At 60.3% G+C, this 16,288-nt stretch carries 29 protein-coding genes, 1 tRNA gene and 1 pseudogene; 15 read left to right on the forward strand and 16 right to left on the reverse strand.

What is annotated here, in order from left to right; genetic code table 11:
• Window positions 1-61: 61 nt before the first annotated feature.
• The 3 genes from BCCGELA001_RS18470 (at window position 62) to BCCGELA001_RS18480 (ending at window position 1,859) form a co-directional block, all read left to right on the forward strand.
• Window positions 62-388 (forward strand): PadR family transcriptional regulator, encoded by a 327-nt coding sequence (locus BCCGELA001_RS18470; protein WP_060735999.1) that lies wholly within the window; start codon window positions 62-64, stop codon window positions 386-388.
• Window positions 385-891 (forward strand): permease prefix domain 2-containing transporter, encoded by a 507-nt coding sequence (locus BCCGELA001_RS18475; protein WP_060736000.1) that lies wholly within the window; start codon window positions 385-387, stop codon window positions 889-891. Before BCCGELA001_RS18470 ends, BCCGELA001_RS18475 begins: the two co-directional genes overlap by 4 nt.
• Window positions 892-1,313: 422 nt before the next feature.
• Window positions 1,314-1,859 carry a DUF2806 domain-containing protein gene (locus BCCGELA001_RS18480; protein ID WP_158511628.1) on the forward strand — a complete coding sequence of 182 codons (546 nt, stop codon included), beginning with the start codon at window positions 1,314-1,316 and terminating at the stop codon, window positions 1,857-1,859.
• Between the two features lie 318 nt (window positions 1,860-2,177).
• On the opposite strand, the gene BCCGELA001_RS18485 is transcribed toward BCCGELA001_RS18480, so the two are convergent.
• From BCCGELA001_RS18485 to BCCGELA001_RS18500, 5 genes are all read right to left on the reverse strand, one after another.
• Window positions 2,178-2,879, reverse strand: a complete 702-nt coding sequence (locus BCCGELA001_RS18485; protein ID WP_008558815.1) for a hypothetical protein — start codon at window positions 2,877-2,879, stop codon at window positions 2,178-2,180.
• A 31-nt stretch (window positions 2,880-2,910) separates the two neighbouring features.
• Window positions 2,911-3,720 carry an SEC-C metal-binding domain-containing protein gene (locus tag BCCGELA001_RS38595; protein ID WP_008558817.1) on the reverse strand — a complete coding sequence of 270 codons (810 nt, stop codon included), beginning with the start codon at window positions 3,718-3,720 and terminating at the stop codon, window positions 2,911-2,913.
• A gap of 593 nt (window positions 3,721-4,313) precedes the next feature.
• Window positions 4,314-4,610: a hypothetical protein gene (locus tag BCCGELA001_RS18495; protein ID WP_008558819.1), complete on the reverse strand. Its 297-nt coding sequence runs from the start codon at window positions 4,608-4,610 to the stop codon at window positions 4,314-4,316.
• A gap of 243 nt (window positions 4,611-4,853) precedes the next feature.
• On the reverse strand, window positions 4,854-5,306 hold the full coding sequence (locus BCCGELA001_RS37150) for a hypothetical protein (RefSeq protein ID WP_144441354.1): 453 nt from the start codon (window positions 5,304-5,306) through the stop codon (window positions 4,854-4,856).
• 114 nt (window positions 5,307-5,420) lie between these two features.
• Window positions 5,421-6,107 (reverse strand): hypothetical protein, encoded by a 687-nt coding sequence (locus BCCGELA001_RS18500; protein WP_008558820.1) that lies wholly within the window; start codon window positions 6,105-6,107, stop codon window positions 5,421-5,423.
• A gap of 188 nt (window positions 6,108-6,295) precedes the next feature.
• Here BCCGELA001_RS18500 and BCCGELA001_RS18505 point away from each other — a divergent pair, with 188 nt between their 5' ends.
• Together BCCGELA001_RS18505 and BCCGELA001_RS39290 are read left to right on the forward strand one after the other, a co-directional pair.
• Window positions 6,296-6,676, forward strand: a complete 381-nt coding sequence (locus BCCGELA001_RS18505) for a hypothetical protein (protein WP_008558822.1) — start codon at window positions 6,296-6,298, stop codon at window positions 6,674-6,676.
• Between the two features lie 83 nt (window positions 6,677-6,759).
• On the forward strand, window positions 6,760-6,882 hold the full coding sequence (locus BCCGELA001_RS39290; protein WP_257721968.1) for a hypothetical protein: 123 nt from the start codon (window positions 6,760-6,762) through the stop codon (window positions 6,880-6,882).
• On the opposite strand, the pseudogene BCCGELA001_RS18510 reads toward BCCGELA001_RS39290, so the two are convergent.
• Window positions 6,826-7,187: pseudogene (locus BCCGELA001_RS18510) on the reverse strand (hypothetical protein); the annotation flags it as partial. The gene BCCGELA001_RS39290 and the pseudogene BCCGELA001_RS18510 sit on opposite strands and share 57 nt — an antisense overlap.
• A 228-nt stretch (window positions 7,188-7,415) precedes the next feature.
• Window positions 7,416-7,490, reverse strand: a tRNA-Glu gene (locus tag BCCGELA001_RS18515).
• A gap of 224 nt (window positions 7,491-7,714) precedes the next feature.
• Here BCCGELA001_RS18515 and BCCGELA001_RS18520 point away from each other — a divergent pair.
• Genes BCCGELA001_RS18520 through BCCGELA001_RS38370 form a run of 3 tightly spaced genes read left to right on the forward strand, consistent with a single transcriptional unit; the run spans window position 7,715 to window position 8,455 of the window.
• Window positions 7,715-7,969 (forward strand): PilZ domain-containing protein, encoded by a 255-nt coding sequence (locus BCCGELA001_RS18520; protein ID WP_008558833.1) that lies wholly within the window; start codon window positions 7,715-7,717, stop codon window positions 7,967-7,969.
• A gap of 57 nt (window positions 7,970-8,026) precedes the next feature.
• Complete coding sequence (locus BCCGELA001_RS18525) at window positions 8,027-8,281, forward strand: hypothetical protein (protein WP_060737716.1); 255 nt, start codon at window positions 8,027-8,029, stop codon at window positions 8,279-8,281.
• A gap of 6 nt (window positions 8,282-8,287) precedes the next feature.
• A complete protein-coding gene (locus BCCGELA001_RS38370) occupies window positions 8,288-8,455 on the forward strand; it encodes a hypothetical protein (protein WP_008558837.1) in 168 nt (55 codons plus the stop codon).
• A gap of 231 nt (window positions 8,456-8,686) precedes the next feature.
• Here BCCGELA001_RS38370 and BCCGELA001_RS18535 read toward each other — a convergent pair whose 3' ends face one another.
• The 4 genes from BCCGELA001_RS18535 to BCCGELA001_RS18550 form a co-directional block, all read right to left on the reverse strand.
• Window positions 8,687-9,325, reverse strand: coding sequence for a glutathione S-transferase family protein (locus tag BCCGELA001_RS18535; protein ID WP_008558839.1), 639 nt, complete (start codon window positions 9,323-9,325; stop codon window positions 8,687-8,689).
• 381 nt (window positions 9,326-9,706) lie between these two features.
• Window positions 9,707-10,159: a VOC family protein gene (locus BCCGELA001_RS18540; protein ID WP_008558841.1), complete on the reverse strand. Its 453-nt coding sequence runs from the start codon at window positions 10,157-10,159 to the stop codon at window positions 9,707-9,709.
• A gap of 136 nt (window positions 10,160-10,295) precedes the next feature.
• On the reverse strand, window positions 10,296-10,955 hold the full coding sequence (locus BCCGELA001_RS18545; RefSeq protein ID WP_060736002.1) for an oxidoreductase: 660 nt from the start codon (window positions 10,953-10,955) through the stop codon (window positions 10,296-10,298).
• Between the two features lie 192 nt (window positions 10,956-11,147).
• The gene (locus BCCGELA001_RS18550) at window positions 11,148-11,468 is read right to left on the reverse strand and encodes a hypothetical protein (RefSeq protein WP_335339422.1); all 321 of its coding nucleotides are present in this window, start codon (window positions 11,466-11,468) and stop codon (window positions 11,148-11,150) included.
• 684 nt (window positions 11,469-12,152) lie between these two features.
• Between BCCGELA001_RS18550 and BCCGELA001_RS39295 the strand changes: the two genes are divergently transcribed.
• The gene (locus BCCGELA001_RS39295) at window positions 12,153-12,284 is read left to right on the forward strand and encodes a hypothetical protein (RefSeq protein WP_257721909.1); all 132 of its coding nucleotides are present in this window, start codon (window positions 12,153-12,155) and stop codon (window positions 12,282-12,284) included.
• A 356-nt stretch (window positions 12,285-12,640) separates the two neighbouring features.
• Here BCCGELA001_RS39295 and BCCGELA001_RS37960 read toward each other — a convergent pair whose 3' ends face one another.
• The 3 genes from BCCGELA001_RS37960 to BCCGELA001_RS18555 are packed head-to-tail and all read right to left on the reverse strand — an operon-like array spanning window position 12,641 to window position 13,223.
• Entirely contained in the window at window positions 12,641-12,787 is a 147-nt protein-coding gene (locus tag BCCGELA001_RS37960) for a hypothetical protein (RefSeq protein ID WP_158511629.1), read from the reverse strand.
• Between the two features lie 33 nt (window positions 12,788-12,820).
• Window positions 12,821-12,973, reverse strand: coding sequence for a hypothetical protein (locus BCCGELA001_RS37965; protein ID WP_156489629.1), 153 nt, complete (start codon window positions 12,971-12,973; stop codon window positions 12,821-12,823).
• Window positions 12,974-13,031: 58 nt separating this feature from the next.
• Window positions 13,032-13,223 (reverse strand): DUF3072 domain-containing protein, encoded by a 192-nt coding sequence (locus BCCGELA001_RS18555; RefSeq protein ID WP_008558856.1) that lies wholly within the window; start codon window positions 13,221-13,223, stop codon window positions 13,032-13,034.
• Between the two features lie 97 nt (window positions 13,224-13,320).
• Between BCCGELA001_RS18555 and BCCGELA001_RS18560 the strand changes: the two genes are divergently transcribed.
• From BCCGELA001_RS18560 to BCCGELA001_RS36020, 3 genes are all read left to right on the forward strand, one after another.
• Window positions 13,321-13,554: a hypothetical protein gene (locus BCCGELA001_RS18560; protein ID WP_008558859.1), complete on the forward strand. Its 234-nt coding sequence runs from the start codon at window positions 13,321-13,323 to the stop codon at window positions 13,552-13,554.
• The gene (locus tag BCCGELA001_RS18565; RefSeq protein ID WP_008558862.1) at window positions 13,548-13,775 is read left to right on the forward strand and encodes a hypothetical protein; all 228 of its coding nucleotides are present in this window, start codon (window positions 13,548-13,550) and stop codon (window positions 13,773-13,775) included. Before BCCGELA001_RS18560 ends, BCCGELA001_RS18565 begins: the two co-directional genes overlap by 7 nt.
• A gap of 212 nt (window positions 13,776-13,987) precedes the next feature.
• Window positions 13,988-14,200: a DUF2934 domain-containing protein gene (locus BCCGELA001_RS36020; protein ID WP_008558864.1), complete on the forward strand. Its 213-nt coding sequence runs from the start codon at window positions 13,988-13,990 to the stop codon at window positions 14,198-14,200.
• Window positions 14,201-14,217: 17 nt separating this feature from the next.
• Here the strand turns inward: BCCGELA001_RS36020 and BCCGELA001_RS37160 are convergent, their stop codons facing one another.
• Window positions 14,218-14,451 carry a hypothetical protein gene (locus BCCGELA001_RS37160; RefSeq protein WP_144441355.1) on the reverse strand — a complete coding sequence of 78 codons (234 nt, stop codon included), beginning with the start codon at window positions 14,449-14,451 and terminating at the stop codon, window positions 14,218-14,220.
• Window positions 14,452-14,717: 266 nt separating this feature from the next.
• On the opposite strand from BCCGELA001_RS37160, the gene BCCGELA001_RS37970 reads away from it, so the two are divergent.
• Complete coding sequence (locus BCCGELA001_RS37970) at window positions 14,718-14,882, forward strand: hypothetical protein (protein WP_158511630.1); 165 nt, start codon at window positions 14,718-14,720, stop codon at window positions 14,880-14,882.
• Window positions 14,883-14,948: 66 nt separating this feature from the next.
• Here the strand turns inward: BCCGELA001_RS37970 and BCCGELA001_RS38375 are convergent, their stop codons facing one another.
• Complete coding sequence (locus BCCGELA001_RS38375) at window positions 14,949-15,122, reverse strand: hypothetical protein (protein ID WP_008558867.1); 174 nt, start codon at window positions 15,120-15,122, stop codon at window positions 14,949-14,951.
• A 186-nt stretch (window positions 15,123-15,308) separates the two neighbouring features.
• On the opposite strand from BCCGELA001_RS38375, the gene BCCGELA001_RS18570 reads away from it, so the two are divergent.
• Window positions 15,309-15,878, forward strand: coding sequence for a hypothetical protein (locus BCCGELA001_RS18570; RefSeq protein WP_144441356.1), 570 nt, complete (start codon window positions 15,309-15,311; stop codon window positions 15,876-15,878).
• A 199-nt stretch (window positions 15,879-16,077) separates the two neighbouring features.
• Entirely contained in the window at window positions 16,078-16,284 is a 207-nt protein-coding gene (locus tag BCCGELA001_RS18575) for a hypothetical protein (protein WP_008558878.1), read from the forward strand.
• Window positions 16,285-16,288 lie beyond the last annotated feature (4 nt).

Genomic DNA, 16,288 nt, shown 5'->3' on the forward strand with positions numbered 1-16,288 from the left:
CATCGGAAGGAAGCCAAGAATCTCGCGAATAAACGCGAGGCACAACAAGGGTTGAAGAGAAATGGACACCAGTCTCAAACAGACCGAGCAGGTGGTTATGCTCGCGATCTTGAGGAAGAACGGAGACGCTTACGGCGTTTCTATCCATGAAGAGCTAGCCAAGCGACTGCAGAAGGAAGTGCCGATGGCGACAATCTACGCCACGCTAGAGAAGCTGCAGGACAAGGGGTTTGTCCGGTCGCGGCAAGGCGAGGCCACCGCAGAACGCGGCGGTCGCGCAAAGATGTACTTCGAAATTACCGGCAAAGGGCAGAAGGCCCTCAATGCTTCGCTCAACGGCTTCTTCCGTCTGACCGAAGGGTTGGAATGGAAAGGAGCGATGGGGTGAAGCGCATTAGCTGCAGGGTACACCCGATAGATGACGGCAGTTACGTCATCTATTTGGGGGACGACGCGGAAGGCGAAGTGTTTCGGGTTCCGGAGGGGATGTCTCAGCAAGAGGAGCGCGAGTTCATTCATGGTCTGATGCTCTCGCGCGTGAAAGCTGCGGAGGCGGAGAAACACAGGCGCCTATTCCGCGGCGTCCAGGCTCTGGACTATTGGGCGACGATGAGAAAGTTGTCAGCGAAGGAATCGGAAAGGGCGACACCTCCGCGGTTGGCCGAAGCTGCCTTCGCCTTGCTGGCACCTAAAGCTACTGTCGACGCGCAACTCGGCGATTTGAGCGAGCTCCACGCCAAGAACGTCGAACGCCACGGCGCTAAGCGGGCGCGCTGGCTTTACTGGCTAGAGGTCGCCCGGGCCGTGGCGCCAGCCGTGTACCGCTTGGCGAAAAGGGCAGGGCTTTTCGGACTTTTCATCGACTATATTCGTACCAAGTTTGGGCTTTGAAGACCTTCGAAATTCGGCGGGGCGCGCGTTTTTGGCCCCTGCTGAACATTTCGCGCGTGCGCTTGGGCCGACCCAGTGTCTCTCGGACCTTCAAGAGCGGCTTTTCTGCGGCATCGCTTCAGAGCGCTTTCGTGCGCGTGTGGGATGCGCAAGTCTCATGAATCCTCATCAATCCATGCCACAAGATCCCGCCTAGCGGTCCCAGACCCTGCAGCCTCGCACAAGCTTTCCGCGGGGCATTAAGCCCTCCCGCACCAACTCGTCGAACTTGCTGGGCGACATCCCGACCCAGTCGGCCGCGGCGGCACGGCGCAGGCCGCGCGGGGCGTATCCCTTTCGAAGACAGCACTGTTAGATCGAGAGCGAAAATCGAAGGGGAGCGCAAGCTCATGGAAGCTATGCGCGATCACGCGATAGGGCGAATGAAGACCGATCGGGCTTTTGCTGATCGTGCTGTAGACGCTTATCTTCGGTCTATTGGACTTCAGCAGGAAAACAAAGATAGCGTCGCGCGGCACGCCCTTGAGGATCTTCGGCGCGACCCTCGCGCAGATGCAAACGACAAGGCTCTTAGTCCTGATTTTCTGCATAGACTTGAGCGTCATGCTCAAGACGCCGCAACTGAGGAGGCTCGCGAGAAATGGGGGCGCGTTGTGGCGGCCGAGGTCCGTAAGCCCGGAAGCATAACTGCCCGCGCGATGCGTCTGATCGACGAACTTGACCCTGCTGCGGCCATGTTGTTCGAAGAGCTATGTGTGAACCGACTTGCAGACACGGTGCCCACCTGCTTGACAGGCGAGCTTAAATTTCCTGTGCGCAAAGCGCTTGTAGAGGCGGGCTTACTTGTTGATCCGGGCACCTTCGGCCATGCCAATGAAGGCAAAATCATCGACGATGGCAGCAATCGAATTCGCTTGTTCCGATTTGAAACGAATGCCATTTCCATCCCCGCCGTCGAACGGGGGTGAGGTTTGGATCCCTGTCTATCTGTTGACGGCCGACGGGCTCTCTATCTCTCAAATTCTTCCGGACCATCAGAACGATGCCCTTAGTCGGTACGTCGAAAAGCTGCAGGATTGGTCTGCTCAGCGGCATCGCAATCACCTTGAGTTTGAGATCCTCAGCACTAAGGAAGCCGATCGCCTGTTGGGGGCCAATTAAAGCACGGTGGCTGCGTCCCTAGGACCGTGTCCACTCCCGTCAAGGTAGCTGCTGCGTTTCTCGCGGTTGTTCGGCTGTTCGCCCGGAGATAGTATCGACCGGTGAAGGTCAAGGGACTCCGCGCATCAAACGCTGGTTTCCACTCGATCAAGCTTCCCATCTTTGTCGAAGTGGATGACGAGAGGCCCTGACTGTCCGTCTTTCGAGACGGACAATCGTATGATAACGGAGCCATCGTTTTGCTGCTCAATTTTCGGGCCCCCGTCGCGGTTGTGACCTTCCCCGTATAGCGTCTTGCCGGATTGCTGTTGAGATTCAAGGACCTGACATAGGTCGTTTCCGATCTCTCCCAACGAAGCTGCCACGGATATCAGTTCGACCGGGTCGCCGGTGGTCAATTGAACGCCCATGTGATTGCGAAATTGGCCTTGGGTGGGGATACTGAATGTCACCGCGTATCCGTCATCAATTGCACCGGTAATCGCGCGCGTCAGAGCGTCGAACTTTGCTTGATCCGGGTTGCTCTCTTCAGACGTCGGCGGCGGCGCCTTAGTGAGTAAGCGTTTGAGCGCTCCATGACTTCCTTCAGCGGCCAGCTGGCCGAATTTAGCAAGCATGCCGGTGCCAAAGACGCCTACTCCCAGCTTTGCGAGGGTGTACCATGAGGCCCAATCCATGATGATCTGCATAAAATCGTTCGGGCCGGCCCAGCCCTGCAGGTTCTCAACCTCCAATGGATGACCAACAAATCCTTCGAGCGCCTTGCTGACTGGTAGGTATCTATCGCCGTGAACCCGGCCAATTTTGGCTTCGATCCTGCTGGTCATTCTGCACTCCAAAATATGGGCATTTAGCCGATTATCGCCTACGCAATCTCAAGTGGAGATACGACTTTAGTTCACTCTTCGGAAATGTTGGTTTGATCCCTTCAGGTGGGTGAGCCCTTCTGATGAGCCGCTCTCCCGCATTCCCGTGGCAGTGCTTGTACTTTTTGCCGCTGTTACATGGGCAACGCTTGTTTCTCCCCACTTTGGGTACTGCCAAGGGTGGCGCTGAGGGATCGGTAGGGTCAACTTTGATTTTTGTGACGCTGCCCACGTAATCTGGCAGCACCCAAACGATTGCGGGGATCTCAAACGCGTTCCGAACGATGGCGCTGTGGTAGTTGCTGGTAGGGCTCGAGTTCCGGTTCGCTGGCAGGATGACACTGCTGATTTGGCTACCGATGACGTTTCCACTGTTACTGTGTGAGGCGGCCTTGCGAATGATGTCGACGATCCGAAGTGCGATCGCCTTGCCATCTGCGCCTTGCTTTGCAAATTGTCTCAACGCGAAAAAGTCATCAACGTGCAGCGCGCTGGACGTTCCAACCGTGTGCGTTACGATGGGCGTGACAGAGTCGATAGCTCCCTGCATCAAGTGAAATTCATCGGCTGCTTCGGACGTTGGTGGGACCTGCAGGTCAGGCCGCTCGAAGTTAGAGATCAGGCCGTACGCGCCAATGTACTCATTTCGTCTATAGATGTAGCCGACTATCATCAGGCTCAGGAGGAGCTGTGAACGAGTTAAGCTGCGCAAAACGTAGTGCGTTTTGAATTTTTCAGTCAGCTTGAGCGTCAGCCTTTCAATGATTCCACCAAGGTTGAAATCAGGGGGGCCCAGCGTCATGATGGTTTCAATGAGCCACTTGTGAGTATCGAAGCTCCCCGCTTTGGCAATGCCCGAAAACGTTATGACGGCTTGTCCGTCCTGGGTGAACAGAACGAAGGCTTTATCGTGCCTTCCTTCACGACTCGACCGTCTACGGTTAGTCGGCGATCAGAGCAAACAACAGTAATACTGGGGCTGATAAGGCCGACATACAGCGTCATACGCGAGTCCCCGACAAAGGCGGATGATTGTCGTCTAATTCAGGACTTTGCAAGACACTGATTGGTCCACTCCCTTAAGACAGCGACTGAGACCTCGCCTCAGTTCAGCTTGTCCCGAGGCTTCCCAATGATCTCACGTAATTCGGCGGCTCGCGCCAAATCCAGCCGAGACGGCCTGGCTTCGTTGCCCTCTGTCTTCTTGTCGGGATCAGGCATGCCCCAACGGTGCTTACCTGCCTGTTGTGAAGCTTTGATCTAGCTCAAGCCTGCTGCAGCCGGCATTGGTGTCATCCACTACGTTCAGGGCAGCAGCCACGGCGCCTAGGCTAAAGGTGGCGGGTGCCGCAAGCACAAAGCAGCTTTCGGCATCCCGCATTCGATCGGAGGCAACTAAGGCAGAACGAGTTTGAAGCGCGTCGGGGTGCCGCCGGTACATCTGGTGAGATGGTTTGGAGCTCCGTGATCTCCGTTGAGGCAATACTCGCCTGTCTGGATGACAATGTCCTGATTTGCGCGGATCGCGTTGATGGATTGAATCGCTGCCTGAAGCTCGGCGTTGTTCTTCTGCAGGCACTGCGGTCTCTCTTCGATCTGCTTCGTCGCTGCGAGACTGTCGCAATTGTCGAGAGCAAATGTCGGGCTTGAAGCCAACGCGATGATGGGCAGGCACTTCAGGTATCTGATCATTTTTCCTCGTGAAATGTCTTTGGTCGAAAGCCGCCCATTGCGCCCGGTACCCCGTGAGGTTGTCAAGAGGCGGGGCGGCACTGCGTGTCCTCCTTAAGTAGAACCTGTCCGAAAGCCGCACCATGTCCTTGAAACTGCCGCGCGCTCCCTTCAGTGCAGTCGAGCGGCTGGCATCCTCCGTCGGCGCGCGGAATGATCCCGGAGTCCGCTAAGCGTTATGCCTTTTGGACTCCGGGAGAATGCTTAGTTGGAGCAGGTCACTTGCGTAAGTACGTCGACCCTTGTGAACCGTTGTCCGAATTCGATATGTTCGCGATCTTCTTGTTTTGTGCCGGTAGAATGACCTTTCGAGTATCCCAAGCCTTTGCAATATTGTGCCGCAGTGTTGCCGCAGCCAATCGGGGCTTTGCCGCAAACCCGCGCAGGGTCGAAGCTGACAGTTGTCGGAGGCAACGGAGCCGCCGAGCCAGTCTTCTGTTCGATACGCAGAAGTATGGCGTTGGTTGTGGCGGTATTGCTCTCGATCTTTCGCAAGAGTTCCACGACCTCCCTAAACCAGCCAAAAATGGCGGAGGCACTGAGGTCTCCGGCCTTCTCAGCTGACGGCGGTGCCTTGTCCTTTGCAGTCTGCGCGATAGCCGGTGTGCCTGCTGCAAAAATCGCAATAAGAATAATAACAAAACGTATTGGCTTCATCTGCCACTCCCATAGGTTGCAACGGATCAACCGTACACAGATGGGAAAGGCTCTGGTGAACCACTTTGATAGGTCAAAATGTCGCTGGTGCCGCCAGCGAACAGTCCACTCGCTTCAGGGGTGCGGATCTCGCGAAGGTTTGGTTCGCAGCTGTTCCCGGGCTTCCAAGAAGAGCTTCTGATTGCCAAGCACTGGCTTCAATGTCTCCGTCAGCTCCCATGCAATCTGACGCATAGTGCCGAGGTGAGCGTTGGCGATCGGCTTTCCATCGCCTGTTGTCAGTTGTTCGTCGTTTGTGGTCGCGATCATCTTGCTAAGATCGTTTCCCCAGTTCTCATCAAAATGCGCGCCGCCGTCCTGACTGCGCAAAGAGAAGACCACATTCTTCCGCGACAAGGTGCGCCCGTCGGCAGCACCGAAGACAGGCTCTTCCCACCACTCCTGGAACTTCATCTCATGTGTCCACGGAAGTTTAAAATCCTCGGTGTCGCAATAGGGCGAATAGCGGACCGGGCCTCCGTCCAATAAGATCGCGACCAAGGCTAGCCGAGGTCGCATCGTCTCCAAGCTCCTCGCCGTGCTTATGAATTGCAAGGTGCTTCGCAAGCCAAGCTGGACAAGGAGAGGGCGGATTTTGCCGCGGCCGTCCAACAGGAGAGTTGCCACGGTTGTGGCGAGACGCTTCGCTTCCCAGCAATTTCCGCGATCATAGTTCTCTGAAGACGCCTTGAGCATTTCCATTTGCTCCGCGAGTGCGGCGATCTTTTCCTCTTCCGTACGCTTCAGGTTGGGATCGAACATTCTAGTCCCCCTTATTTGGGACCATATAGGCGTTCCGTATGGCTCCCGTCCATTCCCTCGGGGGATGTCGGGCAATCCCTTCAGGGCGCCGGCTGGTTGACGTGAAAGCCCGGTGCCTCGTGCGCCGGGCTTTTCTTTGCAGGGGTAGAGGGTTGTCCTCAGATCTCCAGCACGAAAGGCTCAAAGCCATGCCGACCCGCAGATTCACCGTGAATGTCCTGACCGATGGCAGTGGCGTCGCCACCGCCTACACGCCCTATATTTCCGGCAGGATCACCGCGATCCACTACATCAAGGATGGATCCAACGCCTTTGCGGCCGGGGTCGATTTCACCATCACCGGCGAGGCTACCGGCGAGGGCATCTGGACCGAGGCGGACGTCAACGCTTCGAAGTCCTGCTATCCCCGCAGCCCGACCCACTCCAATGCCGGCGTTGCGGCGCTGTACGCCTCCGGCGGCACTGCTGTCGGCGATCTCATCCGGTTTGGCCGCGATCGCGTCAAGATCGCGATTGCGCAGGGCGGCGCCGCGAAGGCGGGCGCCTTCCACATCGTCACCGAAAACTGACGTCGAACAATTCTCGCCGGCGTTTGCATCGCCTGCGCCGGCGAGGGGGCCTGCAAGTCCGTAAATGTAAGGGAGACAGCACGATGCGCGAAACCTGGTATGTGCTCGAAGACGGCCGCGTGGTCGATCCCAACGAGGTGGCGCCGGATGATCATGCGCGCTGGCGGCGCGTAGCGCGGCGTACGGCACGACCGGCATTTCAGTGAAGCTTCCAGCTTCCAGAGCGGCGTATCCTCAGGCCGGCGGATCGCGTCGAGCGGCAGGCTCGCGCGCGTCTTGCAGCGGGCGCACTCGACTTCTAACAGGCGAGGCCGCCGTTGAGGCATTGCCCGATGGTCGGGGACGGCTGGGCAGGTCCGCCGTAGCCTTCCATCCGGACCGACCAGTCCGCGGCCTCGGCTCGGTCCGCTTCGCGGATGGCCTGATTGGCGCGCTCGCGGGCTCCCTCGGCGTGGATCTTCGCGCCCATGATCCGGCCGCCCCATATGACCTCTCGCGACTTGGTGCCCATGGCGAAGGATTCCGCGATGAGGGCCCGAGAGGCAAGCCGCTAGGATTTGTAGTCCGCAGGGGAGGGCGTCCTATCGGTTCGTCAAGCGAGATTTTTGGCGAGGCGCTCGAGTCTTGAAACAGTCAGCCCGAAGCTCAAAGGCCAATGTGGCCCACCGGAACAGACGTTCCAGACAGTGGGTCGCCCAGGCAGTTCTTATGCAGCAAAATCAATAGGGATTTTGATCAGTGGCGCTCCCTAGCGGAATCGAACCGCTCTCTCCACCGTGAAAGGGTGGCGTCCTAACCGATAGACGAAGGGAGCAAACGCAGGGCCAGACCGCTCTCCGCGGCACGGCCGCTGGCCGGCCGAACAGGGCCCGGCAGCTTGCAGCGGGCGAACGTATAGTGGCCTTTGCGCTCCCGGGCAAGCCGTTCGGGAACGGACTTTTGGCTCCGGTGGATAGCATCGGAGCCGGGGACGATCGGGCGGCGAATTCAACGGTTTGTTAGGGTTCCCTGGGTAGCGCTGGAGTGGGAGATATTCCGATGCCACCGCCAAAGAAGCGCGCAGCGCGCAAGTTGCTGTCGCAGCACGCCTGGATCACGCTCGACGGCGGATTCGCGGCGCGGCATTGCCTGGTCCAGGACATCTCGGATTCGGGCGCCAAGATCACGATGGACGAGGATGCGAGCCAGCTTCCCGGCGTGATCCGCCTGGCCTTCGCCCGCGATGCCCGGACCGGACGGAGCTGCCAGGTGGTCTGGCGCCGCGGCAAGTCCGCCGGCATCAAGTTCCTCTGACATCGCGCCGCAGCGCATCCGATGGCGCGTGAGGCGCGTCCGGGTTACAAGGCGGCGATGCGCATGCCGCTCCTGATCCTGCTCTCGCTCATGGCGACGTCCGCGACCGCGGCCGAGAGCCTGCGGCTGCCCGCCGAGCGGCCGCAGGGAGGCAAGGACCTCGGAAAGGCGCTGCCGCTGAAGGGGACGGCCGGGACGGCCAGGGCAGGGTCCTGCGCCTCCTATGGACCGCGCTTCGTCATGGTCGAGGGCACCGGGACCTGCGTCAAGGTCGGCGGCTCGATCAGCGTCGACACCGCCATCCGGCGTTGAGGGCTCATGACGCAGGACCTCTTGCGGCTCGATATCCTCGTTCCCGTGCTGATGTATTGCGCGCTGCTGTGGTGGATTGGCCGCAGCCTGAGCTGGCCTGCGCGGCTCGCCACGGCCGCGGTGACGCTGGTGCTGATCATGGTGGTGCTGCTGGTCGAGCGCGGCTGGCGCTAGGCGGGAGGCGGATCCGCAGGGCCGGGCTTCGTGCAAAGCGGATTTCCGAAAAGATCCTGCCAACCAGAACAAGACCGCGAAAACAACCCCATGCACAGTAGCCAAGTCACGGCAAACGCTGAGGATTTACATGCTTAGGATTCGGCGAAGCAAATCTTGAGGCGTCGGGCAAAACAGGGGTATGATGGCATCGTCGAAAGAGGCAGCCGAGTGGTCGGCCTGATGGCCGGGTCACGACATCGGCGGTGCGACGAACTCTGCAAATCCCGGCCGTTTGCCGAGCTCGGCGAGCCAGCGCGTGAGGTGCGGCTGCGCCGGCCGGCTGATGCCCTCGACGCCGAGCCAGCGCCGCGCATAGGAGCCGATCGCGATATCGGCGAGCGTGAACGCATCGCCATCGATGAAGCGGCGCGAGGAGAGCAGGCGGTCGGCGATGGCCCAGACCTCTGCGGCGGCATCGGCATCGCGCTGCACCTGAAGCATGTCGCGCTCGGCGGGCGCGGTGCGCACGATGCCCCAGAACACCGGGCGATCGACCGGCTGCACCGCCGACAGCGTCCAGTCGAGCCAGCGGTCGACGCTAGCGCGCAGTTTCGGCGCCTCCGGATAGATCGGCGTGCCGCTTCCATGGGCGAGACAGAGATAGCGCATGATCGAATTGGACTCCCACAGCACGAAGTCGCCCTCGACCAGCGTCGGGATCCGCGCATTGGGGTTCATCGCGAGATAGTCGGCCTCGCGGGTCTTGCCGTATTGCATGCCGGCGTCGACGCGCTCGTAGGCGAGGCCGAGCTCGGTGAGGCACCACAGCACTTTCTGCACGTTGACCGAATTGGCGCGGCCCCAGATCGTCAGCTTGGTGTCAGGCATGAAGCGTCTCCCCGGTGTTTCGGTGCCGTAGCCCTGATGGAGCGAAGCGTAACCTGGGAGCGCCGCAGCCGAAGCACCCCGGATTGCGCTTCGCTCCATCCGGGCTACGCGTCCGTCTGGCGCGGGTGATAGCGGAATTTCGCGGGATCGGCGATGCGCGATTGCCGCGCGCCCCTCATGCAAAAAGCTCCGCCATGGGCGGAGCTTTCATTGCAAAATCGTACCTAGCGCTCAGCGGCCGAAGAACAGCCACAACAGGATGATCACGGGGATCGGCACGCCAAGCATCCACAGCAACATTCCTCTTGCCATCGCATCCTCCTCCAATCGGCTTCGTGAAAGGAGAACGTCGGGCGAGGGGCGTTGTTCCTGCCTGTTGGCCTACCAATGGCCGGTGTTTGGCATCGACGTCCAGGGCTCCTGCGGCGGCTTCGGATCGCCCTTCTGCAACAGCTCGATCGAGTGCAGATCGGGCGAGCGCACGAAGGCCATGTTGCCGTCGCGCGGGGGACGGTTGATGGTGACGCCGGCCTTTTGCAGCTTCTCGCAGGTGGCGTAGATGTCGTCGACCTCATAGGCGAGATGGCCGAAGAAGCGATCCTCGCCGTACTTCTCCTCGTCCCAGTTGTAGGTGAGCTCGACCAGCGGCGCTCCACGGGTTTGCGGCTGCTTCTTCAGCGCCTCGAGATCGTCCGCCGAGCACAGGAACACCAGCGTGAAGCGCCCCTTGTCGTTCTCGATCCGCCGCACCTCCTTCAAGCCCAGCGCATCCTGGTAAAACTTCAGCGCGGCATCGAGATTGCGCACGCGCAGCATGGTGTGGAGGTATCGCATGGTTCTTGCTCCCTGGAACGGACGGAGGGTTTTGTCTTGGGCCGGGACGGCGGGGGAGAGATAGCAGGAAAGTGGGGGGAGGGGCAGGGGGCGGGGGCAAATGTGCGTGAAGCGTGCCGGTTCGGCTCGCGCTGCATCACGTTCGAAGCAGTGCCGCCATCTCCTTCCAATGATAGATGCGCACCTTCTCGGTTTGATGCCGCGCGGCTTTGGCGATGGCGTGCGCGATGTCGTTGCCGGCGAGCCCGCGATACCGCTCCGCTGGGCCAACGAGCAGCGGATTGAGTACGCTCCATATCGCGATGATGAGGCGTTCACGCGGCCGGTCCTCGTCGCGCGCGCCGAGGATCATCGACGGGCGGAAAATATGCGTGTGCTCGAAATCGAGCGAGAGAATGTCCCGCTCCACCTCGCCCTTGGTTCTGAGATAAAACACGCCGGAGCCGGCGTTGGCGCCAACGGCCGTGACCAGAAACACCGACCGTGCGCCGTTCGCCCTGGCGATCTCGGCCGCCAACAGGGGATAATCATGGTCGATCTTGTAGTACTCGGCCTCGTCAGGGGTGTGCTTGCGCGTCGTTCCGAGCGCGATGAAGATCTCGTCGGCGACCAATTGCGGCTTGAGTGTGGGCAGGGACGCGAGAGCGCCGATCAACACCGTGAGCTTCGGATGGCTCACCGCCAGCGGCTTGCGGGTCACCGCCACAACCCTCGAATAGTCGGGACTGTCCAAGAGGTCGCGCAGCAAATGCGAGCCGATGAAGCCGGTTGCGCCGAAGACAAGTGCGGTTTTCATTCAAGCCACCGGTTTGCGAGGCGAGCTTGACGAGGAGATGAGCCACGGCTTCCATGGAAAGGAGGCCAGGCTTTTCCATCCGCCATCCACCGTCTCGCGTTTGGCGTGGAGGGCTGAGCGGCAACCTACAGAAGCGGAATAATATCGGAGACCTGGCTAGCGAACTCGTGCCACCATCGCCGAACCAAAACGCTACTGCAAGACCTTCGGCAGCACGACCACCACTTCGATGTCCTGCTTCAAGATGCGGCCGGCAATGTCTGCAATGAGCAGGGCGAAGTCTTCCTCGATCGCGGCAGCGGCGGCTTCGTCTTTGGCGTAAACGTACAGCAGCGGCCCCTCGACCTCGGCAAAATGAACCCCGGTGAAAACGCGGTCGAACTCGGTTGCGCCGAGGACCGCCGCGATGCGGGCCTGGATCGCAAAGTCCTGAATGTCGGATAATTCCATGCGAGACAGATAGAGACGATGTGCTTGAAAACAAGATGCAAACGCGGACGTCCCGTGCAGCAAGCAGGTGCGATGGATATGGCGCTGCCACCGTAATTGTTTGCGACCTTACCGAGCCGAAGCGTGCGTCGGAATCGTCACTATCGTCAGAACGCGAACCAGGCCAGCACCGCCATGATCGGGAGGATGGCTAAGCCGAAAAGCACGAGGGGTGCGGGTTCGTTGCCTGTGCGGTCACTCATGATGGCCTCCGAAAGGAGAGCCCCGCAGCGGCGGCCACAGGGCTGTCGACGTCGGCATGCAGGGGAGAATGCCGGGGCCGCCGGGTGAATTCCGGTGGGGCGGACTCGTTCCTCTACGTCAGGTTCGGCGAGACCTTATCGGCAAGGCTGTCGCCCCGGTCTCATTCGTGCTGCTTTGCGCAGAGTAGCTTCGCCAGGAAGTCGAACGCGACCTGGGCAACCGACTACCCTGACGTTGAGCGTCGCGACATCGCTTCCGAACGGTTGTTGCGCGCAGGCTATTCAAGGCGGTTGAGAAGGAACGCGCCGTTCCTGATCGCGTTCTGCTTTACGGAGTGAGTGGCGTACCGGCGTGCCGGATCGCGTGAGAGAAGCCGTCGAACAGGGCGCGGGTCATTCTCGCAAGTTACGTCGAGCCAGCATCGCGCGATTGCAACGAGACGATCAACAATCTGCTGAATGTTCTCGATGACGAAGAACTCATCGAGGCCATGTGGAGGGGACGATGCGCAAGGCGCTGGCAGAACTGAGTGAGGATGAACGTCATGCGTTGCTGTATCTGGCCGATCTCGGCACCGCGGCATGTCTTTCCGGCCTGATCGTCAGTATCATGAAGTTCATCGGCGACCTGTTTTGATGACGCCGGATTGCCCCCTCTGTTTCGGCATCGGCTTCGTCTGCGAAATCATCCTGGTCGCGCCTGGAGCGAAAGGCTGAGCTGCCAGTGCGGGGCAGGGCGCCATGCGCTTGCAGGCGGGCGGATGAAATCGGAGAAAGCAGCGAAGGTCCCGCTGCGGCCATCCTTCGAGACGCCCGCCATGGGCGGGCTCCTCAGGATGACGGCCGAGTGCGTGGCGGCAGTATCAACGGGCCCTGATGCCCGATCAGCCTCACCCTGAGGAGACCGCGAAGCGGTCGTCTCGAAGGGCGAGGCGTGCGCTCATGGTGTTGTCGAAATCGTATGCATCAGCGGTACCTATCCTCGGAGCCGCCTCACTCCGCCTCGTCGTCTTCGTTCTTCAATTGCGCTCGATATTCCTCCGCAGCCTTCAATAGAGCTTCTCTGATTTCGCCATCCGCCGTCTGAGCGGCGAGGGCTTCGGCGCGGTCGGCCTGGTGCTGGAGCGATGCTTTTGTCATGCATGGCCAACGCGGCCGGCGGCGCGCGCGTTCCTACGCCGCCTTCTCGACACCCTTGGCGATGATCTCGACTTCGAAATAGCCCATGTCGCGGAGTTCGGCGGCCTTCTTCTCGGCCGCTTCCTTGGTGTCTCTTTTCAGAATGACCTGGCCCGCTCCGTCGCGGGCGCAAACGAAATATGGCATTTCCGATTCCCAATTTCGTTTGCATACACACGGAGTCGGGTTCCCGCAATTCTACAGCTCACTTCTCCAGCCCGGCCTTTTGCCGCATCTTGTCGATCAGCTCGGAGGCTTCCGCCTTGGTCAGCTCGGCCTCGGGCGGCTGCTCGTCGGCCTGCTCGGCGAGGGTCTTAAGGTAGGACTCCTGGGCTCCGGTCATCGGATCGTCGCCGGAAACCCAGTCTTTCGGGTCCTTCTGCGTGTTGTCGGCCATTGCACATCTCCTATTCCGTCGTCCGTCCAACGTCGGACTCGACTCTTCGTTCCTTTTTTGTTCTCATGCCGCATATTCAAAATCGCGAGGCGGGAACATGCCGGACCTGGACTATCTCAGGCGGGAGATCGAACGGATGCGCATCCAGATAGGACGGCAGAGAAAGGAGATCCTCCAGCTCCAGCGCGCAGGTCTGGGCACGGCCTCGGCCGAAGCGCTGCTGTCGCGGATGGAGGCGAAGGTCGAAGGTCTCTGCACGCAGCGCGACGCGCTGAAGGCGGCGCAGCCGCGCCAGACCAAGGGCAGGGTGCTCGGGGGGAGGACATGGTGAGCAGGCGCTGGTTCGACGACGAGAGAGAGCTGTCGCCCTTCCTGGCCGCGCTCGAGGACGTTCGCCGCAAGGCGACGCGGGAAGGCTGGTGCTATGCGCATGTCCAGGCGATCATCGTGGCGATCGACCAATATGCGGAAGCGGCGACCGGCAACCGCGAGTATTTTCTCAACAAGCCAGTCTCGATTGGCGAGACCAGAAAAGCCGCGGACGTTCGGTGAGCGCTTTGGTGCCGTGATTTGCGTCGAGGAGCGTCGCTCGTCGTGACGTTCACGCTCGAGCTGCCATGATCGTGCGTATCGCCAATCGGCTCGCTGTGTGGTGTTGGCTCGCGAGGTGACGCGATGCGTGTTCCCTAGACGGAACGCCGCTCGCTTGAGAGCTTGTTAACCGACCGCGCTCACGATGCCGCTCCAAATTGGAGGGGACAGCGATGTCAGATCTGCAACAAGCAATCCGCGAACGTGCTTACCAGCTTTGGATGGACGGCGGTGCCGAGCATGGCCACGCCGAAAGGCACTGGCTCGAAGCCCAGCGCGAGATCCTCGCAGCGTCACTCGGCGCGGTGGCGCGCGTCTCGAAGGCGAGCTCCGACAAACCGAAAGCGAAGTCTGCAGGTTCGCGGAAGAAGCGCCGCGCTGCCTGACATACGCGGCGCTTGCTTCACGAAACCGAGTGGACCGAAGCGCGAGATGATCCGGCCCGACCGGAAGATGCAGCCTTCCGGGCGGAAGCACCTCGTGTCTTGCCGGGCTTCGCATGAAGCTCGGCCAGAATTCCGTTCTGCTCATCGAATTGCTTCAGCCAGGCTTTAATGTAGGCGGGATCGTCGGGACAAAGCTGCTCAAGCAAACGAAGGTTCTGCGCTCTGAATTCCACTAGGGTTTTCGGCATCATTTTTCCTCAAAACCCTGCCCGCCGGAAAAGTGCGTGGAAGGGATCGTCGGGTCAACGGCAAAGAGGGGCTTGAAATTGCAGGTGAGCTGATGCAGCGCGCAAAAGCGAAAACCCCGCCGGGGAAAGCGGGGTTCTCTGTCAAAGTGAAGCTTAGGGACGCTTCAACTGTAAGACGTTCGCGCCGGCGAAAAGTTCAAATGAAAAGCGCGGATCATCCCAGGAGCAGGACGCGTGAACCACGGCAGAGCCGGGCGTGACCAATTTTCATGCGTCAAAGCCTGCTCACTGAGATCCTGGAGATCCTTCTGTCCGCCTTATGGGACACCATCGTGCGATCGCTAGGCTTGGAAAACCTCGTCGAGATCGTGACGGCAATCGTCGGGCTCAGCTGTATCGTGATCGGCTTCACGGTGTACATGCTGGGCTACTGACGACGCCCGCGGGAGGCAATCCGGCTGATGCTGTGGCAACGTTCGGAAGGCCGCTCCACCATTCTTCTAGCCCGTCGGACTGATGTTCGGATCATCCGGGTCGGGCAGAACGCCGCATCCGGGCGTCTTGTCCGGATCGGTCAGCTCCGGCCTCGCGTGTGGTCCGGCGGGATGTTGGCTGGGCGGCCCGGAACGCTCTTTCGGAATCGATTGCAGCTTCTGTTCTGAATCGTTCGGCATGGCATTTCTCCCTGGTTGGCCTTGGCAGGCCGCTCCGAATGCCCTCGATCAGCGCGCGCGGGAGCTGAACGTTCCATTCCAGCGCGCCCCCCGGGAAGTCTTGCAAACGCGCACCGCGCCGACGGCGGCGACTTAGGAACGGTCGCTCGATGCTCGGGTTGGCCCGAAACATCGGAGAGGCTCACCATGGTCCCAAATCTGTCCCGGAATGAAGAGAGAGAAGGTACCCGCAAGCTGATGATGTGGGGATTCGCGCTCGCCGCCGTCCTCTTCGTGGGGTTTGCATTGTGGTTTGTCGTGCCCCATACCTTCAAGGCCACCGACCATGCGGGACGTTCGTCCACCGGCGCCGACAATAGCGCGCCCGCCACCACGGTTGGGACCGGAGTTCCGAGCCAACGGGAAGCGATCAGCACGGCTGCGAAGGAAGATCCCGCCCGAAACGAAGATTCGACAGGACGCCGGGCCCGCGAAATCAAGGAAACTGCCGGTCCAGCGAACCTCAGCGACGGACAACGCGACCAGCTCCGGGCGATCTTCTCGTCGGCGCAAGGACCGGCCATGGACCGCCCGAATTTCGAGATGATGATCGGCACATCGGTCCCCCGGCAGACCGGCGTCGCCGATCTGCCGCCGGAAGCAACGCAAGTGCTGAATGGATTTTGGGGAGACCAGTATCTGATCGCGGGCACCAACCTCGTCATCGTGGATCAACACTCACGACGCGTGGCTGCGATCATTGCCAACGTGCGCTGAGGGCGGACGCGATCCCGTCCGATTACAAATCCGTAAGTCGGTTGAAAAGCAGCGCCTTGGAATTATCTCTGCGTCAGGCGGCAGCGTAACAAGCCGCTCCTCAACTGACACCCAGCCGCCGCGCTCAGTAAAGGCGAAGCTGGGTCCTTTGAATTTCCCGCGACTGGCCCCGCCTCAATGGCCTCAGAGGCAAACGCCCATGGCTGCCCGCACATACAACCACGAACGCTGGTCGGAAGATGACGATCGCCTGCTTCGGTCCATGTGTGAAACCGGCAAGAGCCTCACCTTGATGATCGTGAAGCTCAAGCGTCCGATCGCCTCGATCAGATCGCGCGCGATCGAACTCGGCCTCAATCTGCCGGGCACGCGCATCGGTCTGCGACGGAAGAGCCACGCTGGCTAGACCG

Source organism: Bradyrhizobium sp. CCGE-LA001, from assembly GCF_000296215.2.
GTDB lineage: Bacteria > Pseudomonadota > Alphaproteobacteria > Rhizobiales > Xanthobacteraceae > Bradyrhizobium.